Below are 22,525 nucleotides of genomic sequence, written 5' to 3' on the forward strand. Positions count from 1 at the left end.
ACCGAACAGGGCACCGGACGGGTCACGCCGCCAGCGTCCCCGGCACGATCGCGCCGGGCCCGAACTTCTCCCGTGCCCGGTCGGCCACCTCCTCGATGCGGCGGGCCTTCTCGTCCGCCGGGTCGAACGTCAGCTGGTGGGCGGCCCGTTCGGCGGGCACGATCCCCTCGGCGCGCAGGGACACGGCGCGCACCCGGGCCCGCTGCAGGCCCAGCGCCTCGTACATGCGGTACGCGGCCGTGGTCAGCGCGGTGGAGTGCGCGGTCGGCTCGGGCAGGGCCCGGGTGCGGACGGTCGTGCTCCGGTCCGCGTACCGCACGGTGAGGGTCAGCGTGCGGCACACCTGGTCCTCGTCGCGCATCCTGGCGCCCAGCTCCTCGGCGCCGGAGAGCAGGGCGCGGCGGTGCCGGAAGGGGTCCAGCTCGTCGCGGGGGAAGGGGCGTTCGACGGAGAGCGAGCGTGCGGCGGCGTTCGGCACGACGCGGGTCCGGTCGATGCCCCGCGCCTTCTCGCTCAGCTCGCGGCCCGCGCGGGCGCCGACGAGCCGTTGCAGGGTGGACAGGGGCGCGGCGCCGACCTTCCCGAGGGTGTCGAGGCCGTATTCGCACAGGGTGCGGGCGGTGGCGCGGCCGATGCCCGGCAGCTCGCCCACCGGCCGGTCGGCGAGGAACTCCCGTACACCGTCCGGGCCTTCGGGCACCGCGCGGGTCACCCCGGGGGCGGCGCCGCGTGCCGCCATCCGCGCCAGCATCGGCCCGGGCCCCGCGCCGATCGCGCACTCCACCCCGTACAGCGCGAGCGCCCGCACCCGGATCAGCGCGGCGAGCCCGACGGCGCTCCGCCCGAAGTACCGCCGCGCGCCCCGCACGTCGACGAGCGCGGCGTCCGGCGGCAGCGCCTCGACCTGCGGGGAGAACTCGCCGAGCAGGGCGAGCAGTCGGGGCAGGAGCGCCTCGTACATGGGCGGCAGCAGGAACCGTATGTAGAGGGTGGTGACGCCGTCGTTCATCCCGCGCTCCCCGGACTCTGGTGCCACAGCTTCCGTGTCGATGCCGTCCCTTCGCCCGCCGGGCGCAGGTCCGCCCAGGGGTGCATCTCGTATCCGTTGGGCATGCGGATGCGGCGCCCCTCCGCCGCCGGGTCCCGCTCCCCCGGCTCCGGCCCCGGCTCCGCCAGGCGCCGCGCCACCGCGTCGAGCCCGCCTTCCTCCCGCAGCTCCACCAGCTCCGCCAGGTTCCACGCCGCCGCGCCCACCACGCTGAGGCTGCGCGGCCCGCGGCGCTGCACCACGCCGCGCACGAGCAGCAGCCAGGAGTGGAAGACGGTGTGCGCGCACCGCTCGTGGGCGTCGTCGAAGAAGGCCAGGTCGACCAGGCCCGTGCCGTCGTCCAGGGTGGTGAAGATGACGCGTTTCCCGGAGCGGATCGGCGGGGTCTGCGTGGCGGCCTTGGCGCCCGCGACCAGGACGGTCGCGCCGTGCTCGGCCTCGCGCAGGCGCCGGGCGCCGAGCACGCCGAGCTCCGCGAGGAAGTCGCGGTGGTCCACCATGAGGTGGCGCGACGAGTCCATGCCGAGGACGCCCAGTTCGGCGCTGAGCCGCTCCGCGTCGTCCAGGTCGGGGAGGCCCGCGGGTGCCGTCTTCCGCCCGCCCGCCAGGGGCAGTTGGGCGCCCGCGGCGCCGCGCGTGCCCCGCCGCAGCTCGGCCAGGTGCAGTTGCAGGTCGCGGCGGTTGGCGCCGAACGCGTCGAGCGCGCCGACCTGGGCGAGCCGCTGCGCGACCGGCTTGGAGGGCCTGGCCCGTTCCCAGAAGTCGACGAGTGAGGCGTAGGGCCGGCCGTCGGCGATCCGGGCGGCCTCGGCCTCGCTGATGCCGTGCACGTCGGAGAGGGCGAGCCGCAGCCCCCACACCGGCCGCGACCCTGAGTTATCAGACACCAGTTCGATACGGTGGGCGACCGCCGACCGGTTCACGTCCAGCGGCAGGATCGGCACCCCCCGGCGCCGCGCGTCCGCGAGCAGCAGCCGCTTCGGGTACATCCCGGGGTCGTGCGTGAGCAGCCCGGCGTAGAACGCGGCCGGGTGATGGGCCTTCAGCCAGGCCGACTGGTACGTCGGCACGGCGAAGGCCACCGCGTGCGCCTTGCAGAAGCCGTACGACCCGAAGGCCTCGACGATCTCCCAGGTGCGGCCGATCGTCTCCGCGTCGTACCCCCTGGCCGCCGCCTGCTGCGCGAACCAGAAGCGGATCCGGCCCTGCGACTCGGGGTCGGAGAGCCCGCGCCGCACCCGGTCCGCCTCGTCGCGCCCGCAGCCGGTCATGATGTCCACGATCTGGATGACCTGCTCGTGGAAGACGACGACGCCGTACGTCTCCTTCAGCGGCTCCGCGAGATCCGGGTGCGGGTAGCGGACGGGCGCGCGGCCGTGCCTGGCCTCGATGAAGGGCCGCACCATGTCGGCGGCGACCGGGCCGGGACGGAACAGCGAGATGTCGACCACCAGGTCGTGGAAGGTCGCGGGCTGCAGCCGCCCGACCAGGTCGCGCTGGCCGGGCGACTCGATCTGGAAGCAGCCGAGCGTCTCGGTGGACTGGATGAGCCGGTACGTCGCCGGGTCGCCCGGCGGTATCGCGTCCAGGTCGACCCGCTCCCCCGTGGCCCGCTCGGTCTCCGCCACGGCGTGCGCCATCGCGGACTGCATCCGCACCCCGAGGACGTCCAGCTTGAGCAGCCCGAGGTCCTCGACGTCGTCCTTGTCGAACTGCGACATGGGCAGGCCCTCGCCGCTGGTCGGCACCACCGGCGTACGGGCGAGCAGCGAGGCGTCGGAGAGCAGCACCCCGCACGGGTGCATGGCGACGCCGCGCGGCAGCGCGTCGAGGGCCTCGACCAGCTCCCACAGCCGGTCGCGGTCGCCCAGCTCCGCCGCGATCCGCCGCAGCTCGGGCAGCTCCTCCAGCGCGGCGCGGGCGTCGCGGGCGCGGATGTGCGGGAAGGCCTTGGCGATCCTGTCGATCTCGGCCGGGTCCATGGACAGGGCGGCGCCCACGTCGCGTACGGCGTGGCGGACCCGGTAGGTCTCGGGCATGGCGACCGTCGCGACCCGCTCGGTGCCGAAGCGGCCGATGATCGCGCGGTAGACCTCGAGGCGGCGGGCCGACTCGACGTCGATGTCGATGTCCGGCAGGACGTGCCGCCGCTTGGAGAGGAACCGCTCCATGAGCAGCCCGTGCTCGACGGGGTCGGCGTGCGCGATGCCGATGAGGTGGTTGACGAGGGAGCCGGCGCCGGAGCCGCGGGCCGCGACCCGGATGCCCAGGTCGCGCACGTCGTCGACGACCTGCGCCACGGTCAGGAAGTACGAGGCGTAGCCGTGGTGGTCGATGATGTCCAGCTCGTGGTGCATGCGCTCCCAGTACTCGCGCCGGGAGTCGTAGCCGCGCCGCACCATGCCGGCCGCCGCGCGCGAGGCGAGGACGCGCTGCGCGGTGCGGCGCCCGGCGCCGACCAGGCGGGGCTCGGGGAAGTGCACGGTCCCGATGCCGATGTCGTCCTCGGCGTCGACGAGGCACTCGGCGGCGGTCGCCCGGGTCTGTTCGAGCAGGCGGTGGGCGGTGTCGCGGCGGAAGCCCGCGGCCTCGACGACACGCTCGGCGACGCGCAGCATGTCGTCCGCGCCCTTCAGCCACCGCTCGCCGCTGTCGAGTTCCTTGGTCGGGTCGACGGGGACGAGGCGGCGGGCGGCGTCGAGGACGTCGGCGACGGGGCCCTGTCCGGGGTCTGCGTAGCGCACGGCGTTGCTCAGGACGGGGCGCACGCCCTGTTCGGCGGCGAAGCCGACGGTGCGCGCGGCGAGGCGCAGCGAGCCGGGCCCGGTGCCCTCGCGGCCGTGCCAGACGGATTCCAGGCGCAGCGCGTCGCCGTACCGCTCGCGCCAGGGGGCGAGGAGGCGGGCGGCCCGGTCGGGGCGGCCCGCGGTGAGTGCGCGGCCCACGTCGGAGGCGGGTCCGAGCAGCACGGTGAGGCCCTCGCCGTGGTTCTCCTGCCAGGGCAGGACGGGCTGACCATCGGTGCCGCCCTCGGCGTCGGCGCGGTGCGCGGCGGTGACCAGGCGGCAGAGCGCGGCCCAGCCGGTGGCGCCGTCCCGGGCGAGGAAGGTCACGCGCGGGGTCGACTCGTCGATGAAGGCACCGCCGCGCACGGGGGCGCGGCGCCGCTCGCCCTTGGCCGGGGCGGGCGCCCCCACCGCGAGCTCGGCCCCGAACAGCGGCCGCACGCCCGCCTTGGCGCAGGCCTTGGCGAACCGGACGGCGCCCGCGAGGGTGTCCCGGTCGGTGAGGGCGAGGGCGTCCATGCCCCGCACGGCGGCGCGCTCGGCGAGCCGCTCCGGGTGCGAGGCGCCGTACCGCAGGGAGAACCCGGAGACGGTGTGCAGATGCGTGAACCCGGGCACACGCACCTCCTGAAACCCTGAATCGATCCGTTCTCACATCCCCCGCCTCCACCATAGACCAGTTTCGAACGCACGTACGACACATACGTTCGATTCACTGGTCCGGCGTGCCCCACGGCCCGGAACGTCGTCCGTTCGGCCCATCCCACCTGCGGAAACGCCCCGGGACCCGGAGCGTGGGGGCATGAGGTTCGCCGACGAATTGAAGAGCGCCGTCACCCCGCGAGCAGCCCTGCTCGTCATCGGCGTACTCGCCCTGCAACTGCTGTTCATCGCCTCCTACGTAGGAGCCCTCCACCACCCGAAGCCGAAGGACGTGGCCTTCGGAGTGGTCGCCCCGGGCCCCGCGGCCGAGCAGACGGCCGACCGTCTCGGGAAGCTCCCCGGCGACCCGCTCGACACCCGCGTCCTCAAGGACGAGGCCACGGCCCGCCGCCAGATCATGAACCGCGACATCGACGGCGCCCTGCTCGTCGACCCGCGCGGCACCACCGACACCCTCCTGGTCGCCTCCGGCGGCGGCACCGCCCTGTCCAGGACCCTCACCGAGCTCGTCTCCGAGGCCGACGCCGCCCAGAAGCGCACGGTGAAGACCGACGACGTGGCCGCGGCGTCGCCCCAGGACTTCAACGGCCTCTCGTCCTTCTACCTGGTCGTCGGCTGGTGCGTCGGCGGCTACCTGTGCGCGTCGATCCTCGCGATCAGCGCGGGCTCCCGGGCCTCCAACGTGCCGCGCGCGGTCATCAGGCTCGGCACCATGGCGCTCTACTCGATCGTCGGCGGGCTCGGCGGCGCGGTCATCATCGGGCCGATCCTCGGCGCCCTGCCGGGCAGCGTCATGGGCCTGTGGGGCCTCGGCGCCCTGGTGATCTTCGGGGTCGGCGCGATCACGCTCGCCCTGCAGTCGCTCACCGGCATCGTCGGCATCGGCCTGGCCGTCCTCCTCGTCGTCATCGCGGGCAACCCGAGCGCGGGCGGCGCCTTCCCGCTGCCGATGCTGCCGCCCTTCTGGCAGGCGATCGGGCCCTGGCTGCCGCCGGGCGCCGGCACCTGGGTGGCCCGCTCCATCGCGTACTTCGAGGGGAACTCGGTCACCCGGGCGCTCCTCGTTCTCTCCGCCTGGGCGGTCCTCGGCACCGTCGTCACCCTCGCCCTGTCCGCCCGGCGCAGGACACGCAGCGCCTCCATCGACCTCAGCGGCACGAACTACGGCAGAGGCATCGGCTGAGCGGAGCGGCGGACGCGCGGCACGGCGGACGCGGCGCGGCGGACACGGAAAAGCCCCGCCCCCACTGTCGCGGGGGCGGGCCTCAGGGTGTCCGGCGGCCTCAGCCGATCTCGGCTCCGTAGGCGCTCAGCGCCTCGGGAACCGGCTGGAAGAACGTCTCTCCACCGGAGGAGCAGTCACCGCTGCCGCCCGAGGTGAGACCCAGCGCGGTGTCGCCGGCGAAGAGCGCGCCGCCGCTGTCGCCGGGCTCGGCACAGACGGTGGTCTGGATCAGGCCGTCGACCTGGCCCTCCTGGTAGTTCACCGTCGCGTCGAGCGCGGTGACCTCACCGTCGTGGACCTGCGTGGTGCTGCCGCTGCGCGTCACCTTCTGGCCGACCGTGGCGTCCCCGGCCTTGCTGATCGCCTGGGAGCTGCCGTTGTAGAGGTTCACCTCGCTGGGGTGCGGGGTGTCGGCCGTGTACTTCACGAGGGCGTAGTCGTTGCCCGGGAAGCTGGACTCCTCCGTGGTGCCGATCTCCGAACCGCCCTGCGAGTCGGACCAGCTCTTGACCGCGTTGCCGCAGTGTCCGGCCGTCAGGAAGTACGGCTCGCCGCCCTTGACGACGTTGAAGCCGAGCGAGCAGCGCGAACCGCTCCCCCAGATCGCGTCGCCGCCGGCCAGGAAGGCCTTGAACTCGCCCTTGCTGTGCCTCAGTTCGGCCTTGCCGCCGAGGCTCTTCACGATCGAGGCGACCTTGTCGAGCCGCGCGCCGTCGACCGTGCGGTCCGCCGTGACGACGATCTTGTTCGTGGCCGGGTCCATCGCCCATGAGGTGCCGGGCACGGCGGCCTTGTCGTCGAGCGTCGCGCGGGCGCTCTTCAGCTCGGCGAGGGAGTTCTCCACGATTCTGGCCTTGCCGCCCGCCGACTCGACGGCGCTCGCGGCGCTCTTGTTCAGCACGTTCACGACGAGGGCCTCGGCCTTCGCGTCGTAGTACGTGCCCGCGGTGTCCGCGCCGAGTTCCTCGACGAGGGTCGAGGCGAGCTTTCCGGCCTTCGCCACCGAGAGGGTGTCCGGTGTGGGCGTCGGGGAGTTCTCGCTCGCGTTCGCAGTCTGGAAGGTGATTCCCGCGACGACCAGCGCGGCGATGCCCGCGCCTGTCACGGCGGCACGCCGCTTGGGTATGCGTCGGTGCTTCAAAACTCACGACCTCCTGTGGGGGGAACGGCTCGCCGGGCGTGGGGGCCTGACGGGCCGCAAGGTTGCACCGCACGGAGTTGCCACGCTGAAAAAGCCGCGTCCATGCCAAAGTTGCCTCGTCCACTATCCCGAGGCTTTCCGGTAGCACACAAGGTCGACTTCAGGACGCGCACACGACAACACCAGTGCGCCCCCCGCACATCGAGTGAGCCCGGTCACGCCACGTCGGTTCCCGCTGCAAACACCCCGCGCGAGGAACGATCGTCAGCCTGTGAGGACTAGTCCTGTCCGGTTCTCGACCCTTCCACCGGGGGTACCTGCGGCGGGTGTTGCTGCTGTTGTCGCTGTTGCTGCTGCGGCAGGGACTGCTGGGCCCGCTCCAGGAAGCGGAGCAGCTCCACCGGGAAGGGCAGGACGAGAGTGGAGTTCTTCTCGGCGGCGACGGCCACCACGGTCTGCAGGAGCCGGAGTTGGAGCGCGGCGGGCTCCTCGGCCATCTCATGGGCGGCCTCGGCGAGTTTCTTGGAGGCCTGGAGTTCGGCGTCGGCGTTGATGACGCGGGCGCGCCGCTCGCGGTCGGCCTCGGCCTGCCGGGCCATGGAGCGCTTCATGGTCTCGGGCAGCGACACGTCCTTGATCTCGACGCGGTCGATCTGCACGCCCCACCCGATGGCCGGAGAGTCGATCATCAGCTCCAGGCCCTGGTTGAGCTTCTCGCGGTTGGACAGCAGGTCGTCCAGATCGCTCTTGCCGATGATGGAGCGCAGCGACGTCTGCGCCATCTGCGAGACCGCGAAGCGGTAGTCCTCCACCTGCACGACCGCCTCGGCGGCGTCGACCACCTTGAAGTAGATGACCGCGTCGACCCGGACCGTGACGTTGTCGCGCGTGATGCCGTCCTGCGCCGGCACCGGCATCGTCACGATCTGCATGTTGACCTTGTGGAGCCGGTCCACGAACGGCACGATCATGGTGAACCCCGGCCCGCGCACGGAGCGTTGCAGCTTTCCGAGGCGCAGCACCACGCCCCGCTCGTACTGCTTGACGACGCGCGCCGCCGCCATCGTGTAGACCACTCCGGCCGACCCGAGGGTCAGTCCCGCCGCCACCAGCTCCTCGACCATGCCGGCCCCCCAGGGTCCGAATCGGGCGTGTCGGGCGTTCCCTTCGAAGGTAGCCCTCCCCCCGGACGAGGGCGAGCCCCCGCCCGGTGTCCGGACGGGGGCCCACCCACTGCTGGCCAGAGCTTCAAACGGCGTGCGCCGGCCTCAGTAGACGCTCACGTTGTACGCGCGCAGCGCCTCGGTGACCGGCTGGAAGAAGGTCGTGCCGCCCGACGAGCAGTTGCCGCTGCCGCCGGAGGTCAGGCCCAGCGCCGTGGTGCCCGAGTACAGCGGGCCACCGCTGTCGCCAGGCTCGGCGCAGACCGTCGTCCTGATCATGCCGTAGACGACGTCGCCGCCGCCGTAGTTGACCGTCTGGTTCAGCGCGGTGACACGGCCGCTGTGCGTACCGGTCGTGGAGCCGCGCCGGGTGACGTTCTGCCCGACGGTGGGGTCGGCGGCGCGGGTGATGTCCTGGCTGCCCACGGTGCCGGACTTGGTGATCGAGTCGTTGGTGTAGCGCACGATGCCGTAGTCGTTGGTCGGGAAGCTGGAGCCCGACGTGGTGCCGAGCACGGTGGTCTTCGCCGAGTTGGCCCACCACGTGGTCGCGCCGTCGGTGCAGTGCCCGGCGGTCAGGAAGTAGTAGGCGCCCGCGCTGTTGCGCACGTTGAAGCCGAGCGAGCAGCGCCAGCTGCTCGCGTAGATCGCGTCGCCACCGGAGATGTACTTCTGGAACTTGCCCGGCGTGCGCTCGATCTTCAGGGCGCCGGCGTTGGTCCCCGCCGCGTCCTTGATCCTGGCGATCTCGGACTTGGAGACCGTGCTGTCGGCGGTCACGACGACCTGCTTGGTCTTCGGGTCGACACCCCAGGCGGTGCCCGCGACGTCGGCGTCGAGGACGGCGTCACTGGCCTGTTCCAGCTGGGACGCGCTGAAGGTCGCCATGCCGTCCTGGGCGTTGGCCGCGGGCACGGCGAGCGCTCCTGCGGCGACAAGTCCGGTGGCTATGGCGAGCAGGCGGGTGCGTCTCGCCGTGCCACTGTGGGGGATGGTGCGCTTGATCCTCACGTTGTTCCCTCCCGAGGGAAGTCAGTGGGTCCTTGTGGGTTGAGGACCCGTGAGGCGCAGCCAAAGAGCAAGCCCGGATTCCGGTTACGCCGTGCTCCTGACAAGCGCTGCTCGGGAGTATTGAGGGGCGGACACGAGCCGCACAAGGGCGCCTTTCGGCCGTGCCGGATCGGCACGGCCCGGCCCCCGCTCAGCGGTCGAGAAGGTTCCGCTCTCCCGCCGCGACCTCGGTGACCAGCGTGTTCCCCGGCGGCGGGAAGGGGCAGACGAAGTGGTCGGCGAAGGCGCACGGCGGCAGCAGCGACCGGTTGAAGTCGACGGTGGTGCGCCCTTCCGCGTCGGGCGCGGCGGGCCGCAGGAAACGGAAGCGGTAGCTGGACGTTCCGCTGGTGGCATCCGCGAAGACGGCCCACAGCGATCCGTCCGCCTCGACGCTCACCTGGAGGGTGTGCTCGACTCCCCCGAGCCGGAAGGAGAGTTCACCGCCGAGGCCGAGACCGCGCTCCTTGCCGTCCGCGTTGCGGACCGTGACGGTGCGGTCCTCGGCGTACGGGACGAAGCGGCCCGGCACGGCCCAGCGGGCGTCGTACGGGGTGGCGTCGATGCCCCGGAAGGCGCGGCGGGCGGCGGCGTCCGGGTCGAAGTCGCGCACCGCCCAGAGGCCCTCGCGCCGGATGACGACGAGGCGGCGCCCGCCGTGCGCGACGCGGGCACCGGCGACCGGGCCGCTGTCGGCGTCCAGCCGGACCTCTCCGGTCAGGGGCTGCCCGTCGACGGTGAGGCCGTCCTCCTCCCCGGCGGTCAGCACCACCGCGTCGGCCGTCGGGGCCCAGTGCCCGGGGACGCCCGGCAGGTGTCCGTCCGGGTGGTCCGCGAGCCAGTGCGTGCCGGTGAGGGAGAGCGGCCCGTAGGGGGCCGACACCGTCTCCGTCCGCTGCTCGTGCCAGTGCTTCCAGTCCTGTGCGTCGTCCGTCATGGTGATCAACCCTTCCATACGGGCTCGGGCAGCCCGAGGTGGGAGCGCAGCGTCGCGCCCTCGTACTCCGTGCGGTACGCGCCGCGCTCCTGGAGCAGCGGCACCACCTTGTCGACGAAGTCGTCGAGACCGCCCGGGGTGAGGTGCGGCACGAGGATGAAGCCGTCGGCGGCCTCGGTGCGCACGGCCTCCGTCAGGTCGGCGGCGACCTGGTCCGGGGTGCCGATGAAGGACTGGCGGGCCGTGGTCTCGATGACGGTCTGGCGGATGGAGAGCCCCTTGGCCTCGGAGAGCGCCCGCCACTTCGCGGCGACGGCGAGCGGGTCACCGATCTTCACCCGGCCCTGGACCAGCTGCGAATCCGGGTCCGGGTCGATGTCGGGCAGCGGTCCGTCCGGGTCGTACGCGGAGAGGTCCACGCCCCAGACCTGTTCCAGGGCGAGGATCGCGTTCTGCGGGGAGACCTGGAGGCGGCGGATCTCGGTGGCCTTCTCCTGTGCCTCGGCCGCGGTGTCGCCGAGGACGTAGGTGACGCCCGGCATGATCTTCAGGTCGTCGGCGGCCCTCCCGTACTTCGCGAGGCGCCCCTTCACATCCGCGTAGAACTCCCGGCCGGCCTCCGGCGTGCCGTGCCGCGTGAAGACGACGTCGGCGGCCGACGCGGCGAACTCCCGCCCTTCCGGGGAGTCGCCGGCCTGGATCACGACGGGGTGTCCCTGCGGGGAGCGCGGCAGGGTGAACTCGCCCTCGATCGTGAAGTGTTCGCCGTGGTGCGCGAAGGGCCGCGGCCGGCCGTCGGGCGTCCAGGAATCCCACAGCTCGCGTGCCGTCGCCAGGAACTCGGCGGCGCGGGTGTACCGGTCGGTGCGGTCGAGGTAGCCGCCGCGCCGGAAGTTCTCGCCGGTGAAGGCGTCCGACGTGGTGACCACGTTCCAGGCGGCGCGGCCGGCGCTCAAGTGGTCCAGGGAGGCGAATCTGCGGGCCAGTTCGAAGGGTTCGTTGAAGGTCGCGTTGACGGTGCCTGCCAGGCCGAGCCGTTCGGTGACGGCGGCGAGCGCGGTCAGGACGGTGAGCGACTCGGGCCGTCCGACCACGTCCAGGTCGTGGATCCGCCCCTTGTGCTCGCGCAGCCGCAGCCCCTCGGCGAGGAAGAAGAAGTCGAAGAGGCCGCGCTCGGCGGTGCGGGCGAGCGTCGCGAAGGACGAGAAGTCGATGTGCGAGCCGGACCTCGGGTCGGACCAGACGGTGGTGTTGTTGACGCCTGGGAAGTGGGCGGCCAGGTGCACCTGCTTGGGCGACTGCGCCTCAAGGGGCTGATGGGGTCGATGTGTCATGAGGGCTCCCCCGCGAGGGTGGCGTAACGGTTGGCGGGCCGGGCGAGCCCCAGGTGTTCGCGGAGCGTGCTGCCCGGATAGAAGGTGCGGAACAGGCCGCGGTGCTGGAGCAGCGCGACGGTGCCGTTGACGAGCCGCTCCAGGTCACGGCGCGGCTCCGCGGGCGTGAGGTGGAAGCCGTCGACGGCGCCCGCGCGGTGCCAGTCGGCGATCAGCTCGGCCAGGTCGACGGGGCCGCCCCGGTAGGCGGGCCCCTCGGCGGTGGGCAGCGGCCCGCCCCCGTGCCCCGGCTCCGCGGCGTGCTCCCCGCCGCCGAGGTCGACGTGGAGGGCGGCGAACACAAGGAGCGTCCCCGGATCGCGCCCCGCCCGGGCCGCGAGGCCCCGCAGTTCGGACCGTGCGGCGTCGGCCCGCTCGGCGGACGCGACCCGCACCAGGGCGACGTCCGCGTACCGGGCGGCCGTCTCACGGGCCTGCGGAGCGGTCGCGTCGACGACCCGCACCGGGTGCCCCTGCGGCGGCCGCGGCACGATGGACGGGCCGCGCACCGAGAAGCCGCGCCCCTGGAAGTCGACGTAGTGCAGCTTGTCCCGGTCGATGAAGCGGCCGGTCGGCACGTCCCGTATCTCCGCGTCGTCCTCCCAGCTGTCCCACAACCGGGCGGCGACGTCGGCCACTTCACCGGCCTCGCGCCACAGCTCCTCGCGGGACGCGGCGCGGCGCCGCCCGAAGAGGCGGGCCTCGGCCTCGGTCGTCGACACGTCGACCGTCCAGCCGGCCCGCCCGTGGCTGACCCAGTCGAGGGTCGCCACGGCGGCCTGCACGTGGAACGGCTCGGTGTGGGTGGTCGTGACGGTCGGCACGAGGCCGATGCGCCCGGTGCGGGGCGCGATCCTCGCGGCCACGGCGAGCGCGTCCGGACCGGGCCGCGCGAAGGAGTCGCCGAGGGTCACGAAGTCCAGCGCCCCGCGCTCGGCGAGCAGCGCGGGCTCAAGGTAGGCGTCGGCTTCGTAGGCCTCGGCTTCGTGGGCGTCGGGCCGGTCGACGGCGACGGCGAGGTGGAGGGAGCCGCGGCAGGCCGCGGCGGTGGGCGGGGTGGGCATGCGGAACTCCTAGAGGACCTTGGAGAGGAAGGCGCGCGTGCGGTCGTGGCGCGGGTTGTCGAGTACGTCGGCGGGGGCGCCCTGTTCGACGACGCGGCCGTCGTCCATGAAGACGACGGTGTCGGCCACCTCGCGGGCGAAGCCGATCTCGTGCGTGACGACGATCATCGTGGTGCCCCGGCGGGCCAGGTCCTTGATGACGTCGAGGACCTCGCCGACCAGTTCGGGGTCGAGCGCCGAGGTCGGCTCGTCGAAGAGGAGCAGCTTCGGTTCCAGGGCGAGCGCGCGGGCGATGGCGACGCGCTGCTGCTGCCCGCCGGAGAGCTGTCCCGGGTAGGCGTCGGCCTTGTCGGCGAGGCCGACCCTGGCCAGGAGCCGCCGCGCGGCCTCATCCGCGGCGGGGCGGGGCCGCTTGAGGGCGAAGACGGGCGCCTCGACGACGTTCTCCAGGACGGTCAGGTGCGGGAAGAGGTGGAAGTCCTGGAAGACGAAACCGATGCGGGTGCGCTGCTTGAGCACGTCGCGTTCGGGCAGCTCGTACAGCTTGTCGCCGGAGCGCCGGTGGCCGATGGGCGTGCCGTCGACGCCGACCGAGCCTGCGTCGGCCTTCTCCAGGTGGTTGATGGTGCGCAGGAGGGTGGACTTGCCGGAGCCGGACGGGCCGAGGACGACCGCGACCTCGCCCCTGCGGACCTGGAGGTCGACGCCTTTCAGCACCTCCAGCGAGCCGAAGGACTTGCGCACGGAGCGAAGTTCGACCATGAGGGGATCGACGAGAGGATCACTGGGCTGCGGCACGGGTTCCTCCGGTCCGGGTGGTGTGCAGGAAGTCGAGTACGGCACGCGCGGTGGCGTCGTTCTGCCGGAAGGTGGGGCTGTTGGTCCGCGGCCTGGTGAAGGCGCCCGCGCCGCGCGCGTCGGTGTGCGGGCCGAGCGCGAACCGGCGCGGGTGCGCGGCGCCTGCCCGGTCGAGCACCCGCCCGTCGGCCGGGTCGACGGCGAGCAGCCCCGCCTCGGTCGACGCGGCGCCCTCGGCGTACAGGGCGCGCAGCAGCGGGTCGCGGGTGCGGGCGAGGGTGGGCTGCGGCAGCCGTGCCTCGACGAGCGCGCGGGCCTCGGTGACCTGGCCGGGCAGGGTGGGGCTCTGCGCGCGGAACACCCCGTCCTCGGCGGCGACCCGGACGTCCGCGCCGAGGAACCGCACGACTCCGGCGCGGGAGAGCGCGAGCAGCTGCCTCAGCCGGGGCCCCGGCGGTCCGGAGGCGAGGTGGCTGAAGAAGCCGTGCCACCACGGCCCCACGTCGCCGAGCCGCACCACCTGTCCGTAGACGGAGAGGAGTCCGAGGAAGACGGCGAGGTCGGGGCTGTGTCCGGGGTCGTGCCGGCGCGCGAGGTCGTCGGCGACGTGGCGGCGCAGCCCGTCCTGCAGCGCTTGGTACGAGGTGTGGCGCACCCCGGACAGGGGGCGGTCGAGTGCCGTGAGGTCGAGCCGGTCGGCGGGGTCGGGCACGGCGGAGGCGACGAGGGCGTCCAGTTCGGGGCTGCCGGGGTCGCAGGCGTCGTACTTCTCGTCGAAGTCCGTCCAGGCGGTCCGGGTGCGTTCGGGGTGTGCGGTGAAGAGGCGGTGGTAGTGGGCGAAGCCGAGTTCCTTCTCGACGAGCGGCCACACGTCCCGCCGGAAGTCGAACCCTCCGGGTCTGGCCAGGAGCGCGTCGATCTCGGCCGGTCCCAAGTAGCGAGGCAGGGGCGGGCGTTCACCGTCCCAGTCGTAGCCGATCTTCGAGCGGTAGGGGACGCCGCGCCGCGAGCCGACGTACAGGACGGGCTCGCGGCCCGACGGATGGTACGTGTCGCCTTCGTGCCGTCCGCCGCGCCCCTCGGTGAGCAGCACCATCAGGTCGACGAAGGCGAGGCCGAAGCCGCGCACGATGACGGGTGCGCCGGGCGCGAGCCGCGACAGGTCGCTGTCGGCGGTGAAGTCGGGCGGGAGGTACACGAGTCCGTTGCGCTCGGCGTACGCGGCCAACTCGGCCTGTTCGGGGTCCGGTTCGGCGTCCAGGTGCCCTTGGGCGAGGATGACGAGGTCGGCGGCCAGCGGTTCTTCAACACCCTCCAGGGTCACCTCCTGGCGGGTGTCGTGTGCCCCGGTGACGCGCAGCGCCCTGCGCCGGTGGTGGTGGACGGCGACGCCCGCGGGCAGGGCGGCCACGGCCTTCTCGTACACCCAGCGCAGATAGGCGCTCTGCTCGCGGCGGCCGAGGAAGGCGCGTCCGTCGCGCCCGGCCCACTCGTGCAGGGCGGGGCCAGGCAGGACGGGGCCCGCCACCTCCACCGTGTCGTCGGTGAACATGGTGACGTCCTGGGCCTGCGAGTTCATCCAGAGCAGCGGCGACTGGTCGGTCCGCCAGACGCGCCCGCCGCCCGGCGGGTAGGGGTCGACGAGGTGGATGTCCAGGCCCGCTCCGCCGTACGGCGAGGGCGCGTTGGCGGCGATGCGCTCCAGGATTCCGGTGCCGCGGGGCCCGGCTCCCACGATCACCAGCGAGTGCCGCGCCGGACTCATCGCGCCCGCTCCGACCCGCGTGCGTAGTACCGCTCGACGTAGTACTGGCCGACGCTCAGCACCGAGGTGACCACGACGTACCAGAGGGTCGCGACCATCAGCAGCGGGATGACCTGGTAGGTGCGGTGATAGACGAGCTGCACGGAGTAGAGCAGGTCCTGGACGGCGATGACGGAGACGATCGAGGTGCCCTTGAGGGTGCCGATCAGCATGTTCCCCGCGGGCGGCACGATGGACCGCATCGCCTGCGGCAGGACGATCCGCCGCAGCCGGCGCCACCGCCCGAGCCCGAGCGACCGCGCGGCCTCGGTCTGCCCGCGGTCGACGGAGAGGAGCCCGCCGCGCACCACTTCGGCGGCGTACGCGGCCTCGTGCAGGGTGAGCCCGATGACGGCGATGGTGACCGGTCCGAGCAGGTCCACCGTCCGCACGCCGAACACCTGCGGGTACAGCGCACCGATGTTGAACCAGAAGAGCAGCTGCACCAGGATCGGCATCGACCTGAAGAACCAGATGTAGCCCCAACTGACCGCGCGCAGCACGGGGTTGGCGGACAGTCTGCCGAGAGCGAGGAGCGTGCCGAGCGCGAAGCCGAGCACCATGACGACGGCGGTCAGCCAGAGTGTGAGCCCGAGTCCGCGCAGCACGGACGCCGAGGTGAAGTAGTCGGCGACGACGTCCCACTGGAACGCCTCGTTGCGGACGACGGAGTCGGCGGCCAGCGCGAGCAGAACCAGCACGGCCGCGGCCGCCGCCCACTGCCCCACGTGGCGGCGGGGCACGAGGCGCGGTTCGGCGGGTGGCTCGGTGGGATCCCGGGGCGGAGGGGCGGTCGCCGCTTTGGCGAGGGTGTCGGAAGACATGCGGAAGGCTCCGTGGATACAGAAGATCGAACACGGGTGACGCCTTCACACGGACCGAGCCCCTCAGCACGATCCGCCTTGAGATTACGGTCCCCTTCACGCCCACTGTCAAGGCCGTCCAGCATATGAGCCGTACGTCTCACGGCAGTTGACGCGGAAACGGATGCCTGTTCCACTTGGCCCATGCATCCGCAGCAGTGGCTGGTCACACGCTCCCACATCGACTTCGGTCGAGTGTGGTCCGCGTCTTGTTGATGTTCCTCTGAGCCGACCCCCTGCGCGCCGAGCCCGTTGAGGGCTCCCTTCTTCCTCCTGCCACGGACCGGTCGGTCTGCCGCGTACGTCCGACGTCCGCGCCGTCGCGCGCCGACGCCCCCGCCTTCACACGCGTACGTCACCGCTGCTCCGTCACGAGCGGTGACACCCCCTCCCCTCGTACGTCCGCTTCGCCCTGCCCTGCCCTGCCGAGCTGGAGACCCGTCACGCCATGAGCACGCCCCCGCACTCCCGCCGCCTCCCGGTGGCCTTCGCCCTGATCACCGCCGCCACGCTCGTGCTGACCGGCTGCGGCTCCGGTGACGCCGCCGAGACCGCGGGCGGCGCCGGCCCCGCGGGCAAGGGCGCCCGGATCCCGACCGCGGACGTGGTGTCGTCGGTCAAGAAGAACGAGGCGGCGGCGCGTCTGCTCCCCCGGGACGTGCGCGACCGGGGCACGCTCGGCATCGCCTCCTCCGTCGGCGGCTCCCCGCCCGGCGCCCTCTACCTCGCGGACGGCAGGACGATCGTCGGCCAGGACATCGACTTCGCGGACGCCGCCGCGAAGGTCCTCGGCCTGAAGCTGAAACGGGAGGCCGCGAGCTTCGAGGCGATCCTGCCCGCCCTCGGCAGCGGCAAGTACGACCTCGGCACGGGCAACTTCGGCGTGACCGACGAACGCCGGAAGACCATCGACTTCGTCACGTACATCAACGACGGCCAGGGCTTCGCCGTCCGCGAGGACAGCAGGCTGAAGAAGGTCACCGACTTCGAGCAGCTGTGCGGCCTGAACGTGGCGACCGGCGCGGGCACCACCTTCGAAGTCACGCTGGAGGACAACAAGCACGTCTGCGAGGAGGCGGGCAAGAAGCCGTACGCCGTGAAGACGTACGCCGAGCAGAGCGCGATCTGGGCCGCGCTCCAGCAGGGCCGCGCCGACGTGGTGATGTCCACCATCAACGGTCTGCGGTACGCCGTGAAGCAGCAGGAGGGCCTGAAGTTCCTCGGTGAGTACCGGCGGCTCGACGTCGGCTTCGCCTTCAAGAAGGACACGAAGCTGGCGCCCGCGTTCCGGGCGGCCGTCGACCAGCTGATCAAGGACGGGACGTACGACCGCATCCTGCGGAAGTGGGGCACGCAGGGCTCCGCGATCGAGAAGTCACGGATCTCCCCGCCGGAGATCAAGGACTGACGTCCGCTCAGGCGCCGCGGCGCCCGGCCGCGCCTGCACCCGCCCCGGTCAGAGCCCGCAGTCGCAGCAGGAGCAGCACTCACAGATGCCGCAGCAGCCGCAGTCGCAGTCGCCGCAGTTGCTGCAGCAGCCCTCGCGCTTCTTGCGGGACCAGGGACCTTCGTACTGGTCGGCGCAGCACATCTTGCAGGTGCAGCAGAGCCCGATGGCGACGGCACACCCCGCCCAGAAGCCGCGCCTGCCGGGCTTCGGTGGCTGCGGCTCGAAGGCGGGCCCACCGCCGAAGCCCCCGGGACCGCCCGAGCCGCCCGGTCCCCCGGGACCGCCCGGTCCACCGGGACCACCGGGCACCCCACCCCCGTACGGATTTCCGACCCCGCCTCCGTACGGATTCTGCGAGTCGTACGGACCACCGGCGGGCGGCTGCCCGTACGGCCCGCCCTGCTGCGGCGGCCCGAAGGAACCGCCCTGATGCGCCGTCACCTCATGCGCGTGCCCGCACGCGACGGTGCCGAAGGCCCGGTCGATCGACGTGCCCAGCTCGTGCGCGAGCAGCAGGTGCGCCAGCTTTCCGTCGGTGAACTCGGCGTCGCGCAGCGCGAGCCGGATGCCGTGCAGGGCGTCGTCGGCCAGGCGGCGCGCCTCGGCCAGGGACGTGCCGGTTGCCGTGAGGGGATTCCAGGCGCCCGCCGCTGCGTCGGCCTCCCTGTCCTCCACGGCGTCGAGCAGGTGCGCGAGCCTGCCGAAGAGCCGGCCCGCCTCGGCGAGCGGCTCCGCGTTGCCGGGCCGCCCGGCGAGCACGGCGGTGTGCGCGAAGGCCGCGGCGGTCGCGGTCTCGGTCGGCTCGGTGACCGCGAGCAGCGAGCTGCCGGGCCCCGCCAAGGCCTCGACACCGGCCTGCCGTTCGACGGCGTCGACCAGGACGGCGGTGTCGAACCCCACGTCGGCGCCGGTCCGCGCGCCCGCCCTGTCCCAGTTCCTGGCCACGCGCCGGGCGGCGAAGGAGACCGGCTTGCGCGCCAGGAGCCCGTCCCCGTCGACGACATGGTCGCGGACCTTCGCCGAGGCGAGCACCAGTGAGACGGCGGCGGCGAGCCGCGCCCCCTCGCCCTGGGCGACGGAGGCGGTCCGCATGCCACGCAGCGGACAGGGCCCCGCGGTGCGCCGCCATCCGGTCGACCGCTCGGCCTGAGCCTCCGTCAGAACCGAGATGATGAGCCCGTCGTAGTTGGTGACGACGCGGGCGAACTGCCCGTGGTCACCGCGCAGCGCGAGACAGAGCCCGCAGAGGTGCGCCATCCACTGCGTCTTGAGGCCCTCACCGAGACGGTGGCTGCAGGGCCTGACGATTCCGAACAAGACGACTCCCCCGAGTGGCCCGGATACGATCAACTCCGGCATCGTAGCCACGGGCTCGTTCACCCGTACGCACCGGCCGTCACCCATACGCCGTGAAGAATCATATTTCACTCACAGTCAGCAGCCGTGCACAGCACGACCCTTGGAGGGCACCGCACAACGGCGTGTTGACTCTGCACCAGTACCGTCACGAAAACCCCGCGCGGCGACTATCCACTTGGCGCATCATCCGCATCATGGACGACGATAGGGATGCGGAATTCAGGGAAACCGCTGCGAGAGGAGGCGTCCATGGGATCGGTGCGCAAGGCGAGTGCCTGGCTTGGCCTCGTCGACGACAACAACGACGAGCGTTACTACGACGACGGCTACGAAGACGACCGGGCCGAGGGACCTGACCAGCCGGAGGCCTGGGTCACGGACCCGCGTGCGCGGGTGGCGAGCGAGCCGGCCCAGGACCACGGGCAGCGGATCGGCACCGTGACCCCGGACAGCTTCCGGGACGCGCGCCACATCGGTGAGCTCTTCCGGGACGGCGTCCCGGTCATCATGAACCTCACGTCCATGGAGCCCGCCGACGCCAAGCGCGTGGTCGACTTCGCGGCCGGCCTCACCTTCGGCCTGCGCGGTTCGATCGAGCGCGTGGCGACGCGGGTCTTCCTGCTCACCCCCGCCGACACGCAGATCGTCAACGGCGAGGCCGTGAGTCGCCCGTCGGACGGTTTCTTCAATCAGAGCTAGGGGCAGGGCCGCTCACCGGAGCCCGCACCGGCACAGGGCCGGTCACCGGAAGGCATCGAGACCGGTGAGCGCCTTGCCCAGTACCAGTTGGTGCATCTCGGAGGTGCCCTCGTAGGTGAGCACCGACTCGAGGTTCGTCGCGTGCCGCATGACGGGGTACTCGAGCGAGATGCCGTTGGCGCCCAGGATCGTCCTGGCCGTGCGGCAGATCTCGATCGCTTCCCTGGCGTTGTTGAGCTTGCCGAAGCTGATCTGCTCGGGACGGAGCCGGCCCGCGTCCATGCGCCGTCCCAGATGATGGGCGAGCAGGACGCCCTTGTGCAGCTCGACCGCCATGTCGGCGAGCTTGGCCTGGGTGAGCTGGAAGCCGCCGATGGCCCGGCCGAACTGCTCACGGCTCTTCGCGTACTCCACGGCCGCCTCGAAGGACGAGCGGGCCGCGCCCATGGCACCCCAGACGATGCCGTAGCGGGCGTGGGAGAGACAGCTCAGCGGCCCCTTGAGACCGGTCACCTCGGGCAGCACGGCGTCCGCCGGCAGCCGCACCTCGTCGAGGACCAGCTCGCTGGTGACACTCGCGCGCAGTGACCACTTGTGCTTGATCTCGGGCGCCGAGAAGCCCCGCGTGTCGGTCGGTACGACGAATCCCCTGATGCCGTCGTCGGTCTGCGCCCAGACGACGGCGACCCCGGCCACCGACCCGTTGGTGATCCACATCTTGCGGCCGTTGAGCACCCAGTCGGTGCCGTCCTTCTTCGCGTGCGTCCGCATGGACGCCGGGTCGGAGCCGTGGTCCGGCTCGGTCAGCCCGAAGCAGCCGATGATCTCGCCGGCGGCCATGCCGGGCAGCCACCGCTGCTTCTGCTCCTCGGAGCCGAACCTCCAGATGGCATACATCGCGAGGGACCCCTGCACGGAGACGAGAGACCGGATGCCGGAGTCGGCGGCTTCCAGCTCCAGACACGCGAGCCCGTACTGCACGGCGCTGGCGCCCGCGCAGCCGTACCCCTCCAGAGACATCCCGAGGGCCCCGATGGAGCCGAGCTCACGGGCCAGCTCGCGGATCCCGGGCAGCTCGCCCTTCTCGTACCAGTCGGCGATGTGAGGCAGGACCCGGTCGGTCGCCCAGGTGCGGACGGTGTCGCGGATCGCGAGGTCCTCCGGGTCGAGGAGGTCGTCGATGCCGAGGGGGTCGGCGGGGTCGAAGGGCGGCAGCGGGGTGCGGGCGCTTGCGGACATGCGGGCCTCCGGCGACACAAAACTAGCAGCGGTAGTTAACAACGACTCACGCCGACGTTACGACGCAGTCTCCCGCACGTCCAGAGCGTCCAGCCCCCCGTCCCGGGGGCGCCCCTATAAGGGGCGCGGGGAACTGCGCGCCCAGCCCAAATCAACCCGCACCCGAAAACGGCCCCCTTCAGGGGCGCGGGGAACTGCGCAAAACCCGCCGCGGAGGCTCAGGCATCCACAGACGACCCGGCACCGACCCGCTCCGGGTCACGAGGCCCCGGCACCCCGGGCTCAAGCCGCGCCGCAGGCGCCCCGCACTCCATCCCCCGAGGCAACCGCAGCGCGGCCACCGCCCCGAGCAACAACAGCCCCGCACTGACGAGCAGGGTCACGTGCAGCCCGTGCACGAAGGAGTCCCGCGCAGCGGCCCGCAGCGCGGCGCCCGATTCCCCGCCGAGCCGCGCGGCGACCTCGTACGCCTCGCCGAGCGAGTGCCCCGCCGCGGCGCTGTCCGCCGGGGACACCCCGGGCACGGAGGAGAGCCCCGGCGTGTACGCCGCGTTCATGACGCTGCCGAGCAGCGCGATGCCGATGCCCGCGCCCAGCTGGTAGGAGGTCTCGCCGATCGCCGCGGCGCCGCCCGCCTGGGCCGGCGGGGCCTCGCTCAGCATCGACTCGTACGCGCCGAAGAGCGTGGTCTCCAGGCCGAAGCCGAGCAGGACGAAGCCGACGAGGAGCAGCGTGTCGTCGGCGTGGGCGCCCATGCCGGTGAGCAGCAGCACGGCGGCCGCGGTCAGGCAGAAGCCGGCGCAGACCATCGTGCGCGGCCCGAGGCCGCTGAGCATCTTCGAGCCGGCGAGGCCCGCGGCCATCGCGGCGACGGTGAGGGGCACGAGCCGCAGCCCCGTCTCCAGCGGGGAGAGGCCGAGGACCAGCTGGAGGTACTGCGCGGCGATCAGTTCGAGGCCCACGAGGGCGAGCATGGCGAGGACGATGCAGCCGACCGACGTGCTGAACGCGGGCCGCGCGAACATCGACAGGTCGACGAGTGGATGCTTGCGCCGCCGCTGCCGGCGGACGAAGCCGACGAGGAGGACACCGCCGACGGCGAGGGAGACCAGCGTCGTGGCGCCGAGCGGCGACTCGCCGCCGCCGAGCCGCTTCACCCCGAGGACGAGGCCGAAGAGCCCGCCCGCGGCCATCAGCGCGCCGACCACGTCCCACGGCCCGTTCCTGTCGCCGGTGGACTCGGGCAGCAGCCAGCGTCCGATGGGCAGGCTGACCAGCATCAGCGGGATGTTTATGAGGAAGACCGAGCCCCACCAGAAGTGCTCGAGGAGGAACCCGCCGAGGAGCGGTCCGACGGCGGCGCCCACCGCGGCCACCGCGCTCCAGATGCCGATGGCGAGGGCCCGCTCGCGGCGGTCGGGGAAGACCTGGCGCAGGATCGACAGGGTCGCGGGCATGATCATCGCGCCGCCGACGCCGAGCAGCGCGCGGGCCGCGATCAGCACCTGCGCGTTGTCGGAGAGGGCCGCGATCGCGGAGGCGACGCCGAAGAGGGCGTAGCCGAGGAGGAGGACGCGTCTGCGGCCGACGCGGTCGCCGAGCGTGCCGAAGAGGATGAGGAGCGAGGCGCAGACGAGTGGATAGATGTCGACGATCCACAGCAGCTCGATCGCGCCGGGCTTCAGGTCCTCGGTGACCGCGGGAACCGCGACGTGCAGGACGGTGGCGTCGACGGCGACGAGCAGCAGGCTGACGCAGAGGACGACGAGCACGACCCAGCGGTTGGCCCCGGCACCGGCCCCGGATCCCCGACGGCCCTGCGGTGCTGCGGCCGTGGTCGTCCCGGACATGTGCGTACCTCCC

Annotated in this window: 17 protein-coding genes; 3 read left to right on the forward strand and 14 right to left on the reverse strand. The window is 72.6% G+C overall.

Going from position 1 to position 22,525, the window contains the following annotated elements; genetic code table 11:
• Positions 1–22 precede the first annotated feature (22 nt).
• Positions 23–1,009: a DNA polymerase thumb domain-containing protein gene (locus ACH4D5_RS33470; protein WP_398310065.1), complete on the reverse strand. Its 987-nt coding sequence runs from the start codon at positions 1,007–1,009 to the stop codon at positions 23–25.
• Complete coding sequence (locus ACH4D5_RS33475) at positions 1,006–4,452, reverse strand: DNA polymerase III subunit alpha (RefSeq protein WP_398310068.1); 3,447 nt, start codon at positions 4,450–4,452, stop codon at positions 1,006–1,008. Before ACH4D5_RS33475 ends, ACH4D5_RS33470 begins: the two co-directional genes overlap by 4 nt.
• 184 nt (positions 4,453–4,636) lie before the next feature.
• Here ACH4D5_RS33475 and ACH4D5_RS33480 point away from each other — a divergent pair, with 184 nt between their 5' ends.
• Positions 4,637–5,680, forward strand: a complete 1,044-nt coding sequence (locus ACH4D5_RS33480; RefSeq protein ID WP_398310070.1) for a DUF3533 domain-containing protein — start codon at positions 4,637–4,639, stop codon at positions 5,678–5,680.
• A 100-nt stretch (positions 5,681–5,780) separates the two neighbouring features.
• Here the strand turns inward: ACH4D5_RS33480 and ACH4D5_RS33485 are convergent, their stop codons facing one another.
• From ACH4D5_RS33485 to ACH4D5_RS33525, 9 genes are all read right to left on the reverse strand, one after another.
• Positions 5,781–6,863 (reverse strand): S1 family peptidase, encoded by a 1,083-nt coding sequence (locus tag ACH4D5_RS33485; RefSeq protein ID WP_398310073.1) that lies wholly within the window; start codon positions 6,861–6,863, stop codon positions 5,781–5,783.
• A gap of 278 nt (positions 6,864–7,141) precedes the next feature.
• Positions 7,142–7,987 (reverse strand): slipin family protein, encoded by an 846-nt coding sequence (locus tag ACH4D5_RS33490; protein WP_398310076.1) that lies wholly within the window; start codon positions 7,985–7,987, stop codon positions 7,142–7,144.
• 144 nt (positions 7,988–8,131) lie between these two features.
• A complete protein-coding gene (locus ACH4D5_RS33495; protein ID WP_398310079.1) occupies positions 8,132–9,037 on the reverse strand; it encodes a S1 family peptidase in 906 nt (301 codons plus the stop codon).
• A 190-nt stretch (positions 9,038–9,227) separates the two neighbouring features.
• Positions 9,228–10,013, reverse strand: coding sequence for a DUF1684 domain-containing protein (locus ACH4D5_RS33500; protein WP_398310082.1), 786 nt, complete (start codon positions 10,011–10,013; stop codon positions 9,228–9,230).
• Between the two features lie 5 nt (positions 10,014–10,018).
• Positions 10,019–11,347 (reverse strand): NtaA/DmoA family FMN-dependent monooxygenase, encoded by a 1,329-nt coding sequence (locus ACH4D5_RS33505; protein WP_398310085.1) that lies wholly within the window; start codon positions 11,345–11,347, stop codon positions 10,019–10,021.
• Positions 11,344–12,450: an LLM class flavin-dependent oxidoreductase gene (locus ACH4D5_RS33510; protein ID WP_398310088.1), complete on the reverse strand. Its 1,107-nt coding sequence runs from the start codon at positions 12,448–12,450 to the stop codon at positions 11,344–11,346. The genes ACH4D5_RS33505 and ACH4D5_RS33510 overlap by 4 nt, the downstream gene beginning before the upstream one ends.
• A gap of 9 nt (positions 12,451–12,459) precedes the next feature.
• Positions 12,460–13,212, reverse strand: coding sequence for an amino acid ABC transporter ATP-binding protein (locus ACH4D5_RS33515; RefSeq protein ID WP_398310091.1), 753 nt, complete (start codon positions 13,210–13,212; stop codon positions 12,460–12,462).
• A 19-nt stretch (positions 13,213–13,231) separates the two neighbouring features.
• Positions 13,232–15,013: an FAD/NAD(P)-binding protein gene (locus tag ACH4D5_RS33520; protein ID WP_398310093.1), complete on the reverse strand. Its 1,782-nt coding sequence runs from the start codon at positions 15,011–15,013 to the stop codon at positions 13,232–13,234.
• The gene (locus tag ACH4D5_RS33525; protein WP_398310096.1) at positions 15,010–15,876 is read right to left on the reverse strand and encodes an amino acid ABC transporter permease; all 867 of its coding nucleotides are present in this window, start codon (positions 15,874–15,876) and stop codon (positions 15,010–15,012) included. Before ACH4D5_RS33525 ends, ACH4D5_RS33520 begins: the two co-directional genes overlap by 4 nt.
• Before the next feature lie 487 nt (positions 15,877–16,363).
• Between ACH4D5_RS33525 and ACH4D5_RS33530 the strand changes: the two genes are divergently transcribed.
• The gene (locus tag ACH4D5_RS33530; protein WP_398310099.1) at positions 16,364–17,323 is read left to right on the forward strand and encodes an ABC transporter substrate-binding protein; all 960 of its coding nucleotides are present in this window, start codon (positions 16,364–16,366) and stop codon (positions 17,321–17,323) included.
• 48 nt (positions 17,324–17,371) lie between these two features.
• On the opposite strand, the gene ACH4D5_RS33535 is transcribed toward ACH4D5_RS33530, so the two are convergent.
• Entirely contained in the window at positions 17,372–18,682 is a 1,311-nt protein-coding gene (locus tag ACH4D5_RS33535) for a DUF5685 family protein (RefSeq protein WP_398310102.1), read from the reverse strand.
• A 291-nt stretch (positions 18,683–18,973) separates the two neighbouring features.
• Here ACH4D5_RS33535 and ACH4D5_RS33540 point away from each other — a divergent pair, with 291 nt between their 5' ends.
• Complete coding sequence (locus tag ACH4D5_RS33540; RefSeq protein WP_398310104.1) at positions 18,974–19,423, forward strand: cell division protein SepF; 450 nt, start codon at positions 18,974–18,976, stop codon at positions 19,421–19,423.
• Between the two features lie 42 nt (positions 19,424–19,465).
• Here ACH4D5_RS33540 and ACH4D5_RS33545 read toward each other — a convergent pair whose 3' ends face one another.
• Both ACH4D5_RS33545 and ACH4D5_RS33550 read right to left on the reverse strand, forming a co-directional pair.
• Positions 19,466–20,662 (reverse strand): acyl-CoA dehydrogenase family protein, encoded by a 1,197-nt coding sequence (locus tag ACH4D5_RS33545; protein WP_398310107.1) that lies wholly within the window; start codon positions 20,660–20,662, stop codon positions 19,466–19,468.
• Between the two features lie 218 nt (positions 20,663–20,880).
• Positions 20,881–22,512 (reverse strand): MFS transporter, encoded by a 1,632-nt coding sequence (locus ACH4D5_RS33550; RefSeq protein ID WP_398310110.1) that lies wholly within the window; start codon positions 22,510–22,512, stop codon positions 20,881–20,883.
• Positions 22,513–22,525: the final 13 nt, after the last annotated feature.

Origin of the sequence: Streptomyces sp. NPDC018029, from assembly GCF_044327655.1 — a bacterium.
GTDB lineage: Bacteria > Actinomycetota > Actinomycetes > Streptomycetales > Streptomycetaceae > Streptomyces.